This is a genomic window from Enterococcus eurekensis (assembly GCF_042654605.1).
GTDB lineage: Bacteria > Bacillota > Bacilli > Lactobacillales > Enterococcaceae > Enterococcus_I > Enterococcus_I eurekensis.
Genome location: NZ_JBHSGT010000016.1, coordinates 1 through 4,808, shown reverse-complemented (window position 1 = coordinate 4,808; position 4,808 = coordinate 1). Strand labels below are relative to the sequence as shown.

4 protein-coding genes and 1 pseudogene are annotated in these 4,808 nt (G+C 28.8%); all 5 read left to right on the top strand.

Features of this window, described 5'->3' with window-relative positions:
• The first annotated feature begins 366 nt into the window (after positions 1-366).
• Complete coding sequence (locus ACFO3L_RS02430) at positions 367-1,035, top strand: glycosyltransferase (RefSeq protein ID WP_379963477.1); 669 nt, start codon at positions 367-369, stop codon at positions 1,033-1,035.
• A 17-nt stretch (positions 1,036-1,052) separates the two neighbouring features.
• Positions 1,053-2,027, top strand: a complete 975-nt coding sequence (locus ACFO3L_RS02425) for a stealth family protein (RefSeq protein ID WP_379963475.1) — start codon at positions 1,053-1,055, stop codon at positions 2,025-2,027.
• Between the two features lie 9 nt (positions 2,028-2,036).
• Complete coding sequence (locus tag ACFO3L_RS02420) at positions 2,037-3,047, top strand: glycosyltransferase (RefSeq protein ID WP_379963473.1); 1,011 nt, start codon at positions 2,037-2,039, stop codon at positions 3,045-3,047.
• Between the two features lie 50 nt (positions 3,048-3,097).
• Entirely contained in the window at positions 3,098-4,456 is a 1,359-nt protein-coding gene (locus tag ACFO3L_RS02415; protein WP_379963471.1) for an O-antigen polymerase, read from the top strand.
• 14 nt (positions 4,457-4,470) lie between these two features.
• Positions 4,471-4,740 (top strand): annotated as a pseudogene (locus tag ACFO3L_RS02410) (UDP-N-acetylglucosamine 2-epimerase); the annotation flags it as partial.
• Between the last annotated feature and the right edge of the window lie 68 nt (positions 4,741-4,808).

Sequence of the window (4,808 nt, the reverse complement as noted above, 5' to 3'; positions counted from 1 at the left end):
ACGCTTCTCCTATTGACTATCGAACGACTTGGGAGAAGAAACAACAACACACACGATTAGCCCAAGTCATTCGTCTATCGGTCGGCATAATCGCCAAAACAGGATGAGTTCAAGACGGAAAGGGCGCACTTTCCCTTGTAGTCTTGAGGTCAGGCTGTTAGATTACACAAGCCGATTGATAGATGAATGAGGATCCCTTATTCGGATGAGGGAGGCAAATAAATCACGCACTTGAACCATTATACACCTTATAAAATTTGTTTAAAAAAGTGTTGACAGACCAAAAAATATAAGAATAAGTATATTTATGATATTAGAGATTATACAAATGAAAAAAATGTAGTCTATTATCTTCTTGAAAAAAATGTGATACAGAATTCTTTTAAAACAATTATATCTTCTGAAGGCTTTAAGAAGTTTCTGCCTAAAGATGTTAGTTATCAACTAGTACATAATATTTCAAATATGGGTGATAGGCAGATTGAGTATGAAAACCCACTAGAAAAAGAAAACATAGTTATTGGGTTTGTTGGTAATGTTAGGTATGAGGAAGAAAACATTAAGTTAATTAAAATTTTTAAAGAAGATAAGCGTTTTAAGTTTGGTTATTGGGGAAATGTTAATAGTGGGTTTACTCCTAAAGAAATAATTAAAAATAATGAGAATGTTCACTTTCATGGGAAGTTTTCAAATGTTGATAAGCCCCTAATTTACAATAACGTAAGTTTTATAAATGCAATTTACGGAAATGATGGATTAGAAGTTACAACTGCACTACCAAATAGGCTTTACGATGCATTAATCTTTAAGAAGCCTATTTTGACTTCAAAAGGAACCTTTTTAGGAGAAATTGTAGAAAAAAATGGAATAGGTATAGCGATTGATTTTAATGAAAATGATGTATACGAGAGTATAATATTATATGTTGAAAATTTTAATTATATAGAATTTCAAAAAAAATGTGATAGTTTATTGGATATCTATCTTGAGGAACAACATCGGTTTGAACAAAAAATTTGTAGTTTTATAGAATAAAAAATATGGGTGATAATATGGATAAAATAGATTTAGTTATACTTTGGGTTGATGGTTCAGATTCTGAATGGAGAAATAAAAGAAGTAAAATTGGAGATTTAGAAATAGATGAAGTACGATACAGAGACTATGGCACTTTAAAATATTTATTTAGATCTATTGAAGAGAATTGTGATTGGGTAAATAATATCCATTTAATAACGGATAATCAAAAACCAGAATGGCTAAATTTAAGCAATCCTAAAATAAACCTAGTGTATCATCAAGACTTTATACCTCAGGAATACCTTCCGACATTTAATTCTAATGTTATCGAATTAAATTTGTTTAGATTAGAAGCACTTTCGGACAAGTTTATATTATTCAATGATGATATGTTTTTTAATAATAAAGTAGAACCCGAAGACTTCTTTATAGGCGATAAGATTCTTGACTACGGCGTGTATAATAAAATTGCTCCAAATGAGGAATTTGCGCATACATTATTGAATAATTTAATAATTATTAACGAACACTTTATAAAAAAAGAGACTATGAAAAAAAATTGGAGAAAACAATTCAAGCTTAGATATGGTAAAAACCTACTGAAGAATTTTTTACTGTTACCGTGGAATGATATTCCGGGATATTATAATCATCATCTCCCACAACCACATTTTAAATCGATGTTTGAAAAGTTATATAAATTAGAATCAAAAAAATTCGAAGATTTTTTCCCTAATAAAGTTAGAGGTAAAAATGATTTAAATCATTGGATTTTTAGATATTGGTTATTGGAGGAGGGGAGATATCTACCTCAGAGCAAAAAATTTGGGGAGTATTTACTACTTTCGGATACTAAAAATCTAAAAGAAGTAATATTAGAAAAAAAAGCTAAAGTAGTGTGTATAAATGATGTAGAATGTACAGATTTAGAATTTGAAATATTAGTAGAGAAATTAAATAGTATTTTTGAAGAGAGATATTCAACGAAATCTCAATATGAATACTAGGAGGAAAAAATGACGAGAGATAAATATGTAATTGAAATTTTAGAAGGACAACAAATGACAGCTGGAAGTAAAGCAAAAGAGGATATAGTTAGATTTCTAGTAAATGATGGGTTTTCGAAAATAAGCTTTCAAGCACCGAAAAACAAATTGCGTAGATTGATTTTTGGAAAGTTCTATTGGAAAAATTTTTTGAAGGATGTTAAGAATGAATCAATAATAATCTATCAATATCCAGCATATAGTCGTATTATGGGAGATTACTTTATTGAAGCATCTAAAAAAAAATGTATAACTAAGATTATGGTGATACATGATTTAGATTCGTTCAGAATTTACAAAGATAGTCCAAAAGATATTAAGAGAGAATTAAAATTTTGTAATGAATTTGATGTTGTTGTTTGTCATAACGATACAATGAAAAAATGGTTATTAAGTAATGGATGCACATCACAAATTATCTCCTTAAATATTTTCGATTATCACGAGGTAATTCCTGTTAAGGATAATAAAACAGAGGCTTCAATAGTTTTTGCTGGGAATTTATCAAAGTCAGAATTCATCTCTAAAATAGAATGCAAAACACCTATTAATCTATATGGAGTTTATCCGAAATCACACTATAAAGATAATGTTATGTATCAAGGAGCTTTTGATCCTAGCGATTTAGGAAATCATCTTAATGGAAAATATGGTTTAGTCTGGGATGGAAATTCGACTGATTCATGTACGGGAATGACTGGAGAATACATGAGAATTAATAATCCCCATAAAACTTCATTATATTTGACTATGGGGATTCCCGTAATTATATGGAAAGAAGCTGCTCTAGCAGACTTTATTGTAAAAAATAAACTAGGGATTGCTTTAAGGAATCTAAATCATATCGATAAGGAATTATCGAAAATTACAGAAGAACAGTATTTAGAATTTAAAAAAAATAGCATTGATATTTCAAAGAAATTAAGAGAAGGCTACTTTATTAAAAAAGCAGTTAGAGATGCATTAGATCTACTTAATTAAAAATTGATAGTAACTGGTGTATGAATAAAATTTCGAAGGAGTTATGATTTATGATTTATTTATTATTAATTGTTTTGTTAGCAATAGTTATTGGTAGCTTTTATCTAAACGAGTATGATGCGATATCGCCATCTTTTTTATTCTCGGTTTCAATCACTTCAGGAGTCGCATTTGCTACTTTATATGTTAATAAATGGAATCTGACTTTATCTATGAATACTTTTTTAGTAGTTCTTGGAGGGACAGTAACATTTTTATTAGTTTCTTATTTAACCAAACTCTTATTTTACAAAAAATACAAATTAGAATTACAGAAAGAAAATTTAGAACTGAAAGATTATAAAATTTCAAATTGGAAGTTAAATTTATTCTTAATTTTTGAAATTTTGGTAATTAGTTACACAGTGTATTCGGTAGTGATATTAGTTGGTGGTGATTTTCAAAATATAACATCAGCGATAGTAAAATATAGAAATATAAATATGTTTTCTGATGATAAAATTTGGTTACCTAAGTTGTTAACCTATTCTAGAGTAGCAGTTAATGCAGGCGGATTTTGGTTTTCTTATGTATTAGTTTATAAGTGGTTCGCAGTAAAAAAAATAAATTATCGTATACCTGTTATTGTGTTTTTAAGCATGGTGTCTAGCTATATCCTAGGTGGACGGAATGGTCTAATTAATATGGTTGTCTCTTTAGTAGTATCGTACTTTATTGTGATTAATTATAAAAATGGTTTTAAAAATAATCTGAAAGCTGGGTTGCTACTTCGCTTATTAATAATTTTTGTATTAGTACTTATTAGTTTTGAATCACTTGCACTTTTAATTGGGAGATCTAGTTTTTCCGGAACTTCAAAACTAGATTATTTAGCTATTTACATAGGTGCCCCAATAAAAAATTTAGATTCGTTTTTACAAGAACTTCATGGATATACCCGGATGGATCAGTCTCAAACTTTTAATCATGTAATGAATTGGATAGGTAGGAAATTTAATAATCCAGATTTACTCTATTCGTTAGATCTTCCATTCAGAACAATAAATAATCAAACTCTAGGTAACGTATACACAACATTTTATCCATATGTATATGATTTTGGTTATATAGGCGTTCCTCTTATGATCTTTATAATGTCATTTCTTACTCAATCTCTCTATGAAATGGTTAAGAGAGGAAATAGACAGAGTTCGCTCCCGCTTATTCGCAATATAACGTATGCTTACGTATCCAATTCAATAGTGATGTCTTTTTTCTCAAATAAATTTTATGAGCAACATTTTAATACTGGATTTATTCAAACTATAATTATTTGGTTATTGTTTAATATTTTTTTCTGTACCGATTTTCTTGAAAAAGTATACAATAATGTTTTATTTAGGATTAAAAAAGGAGATAAACAATCGTGAGTTTTGATAAAATTATGGTCGTTTTTGGAACACGTCCAGAAGCGATTAAAATGTGTCCATTAGTAAACGAATTAAAAACAAGAGAAAGTCTAGAAACAATTGTTTGTGTGACAGGGTAACACCGCCAGATGTTAGATCAAGTTTTGGAGACATTTGAGATTGAACCAGATTATGATTTGTCAATTATGAAAAGTAAACAGACGCTTTTTGATGTTACAATAAATATCCTTGATCGTATGAAAGATGTTTTAGAAGAAGTAAAACCAGATATTGTTTTAGTTCATCCCCCTATGTTAGGATAGATGTCGTATAGGAAAATAAGTTATAATAAAAACTATACGGAGGATGATTA

Excerpts from the sequence above, each read along its gene's own strand:
- ACFO3L_RS02420 (WP_379963473.1), top strand. The coding sequence starts at position 2,037 with ATGACGAGAGATAAATATGTAATTGAAATTTTAGAAGGACAACAAATG.
- ACFO3L_RS02425 (WP_379963475.1), top strand. The coding sequence starts at position 1,053 with ATGGATAAAATAGATTTAGTTATACTTTGGGTTGATGGTTCAGATTCT.
- ACFO3L_RS02415 (WP_379963471.1), top strand. The coding sequence starts at position 3,098 with ATGATTTATTTATTATTAATTGTTTTGTTAGCAATAGTTATTGGTAGC.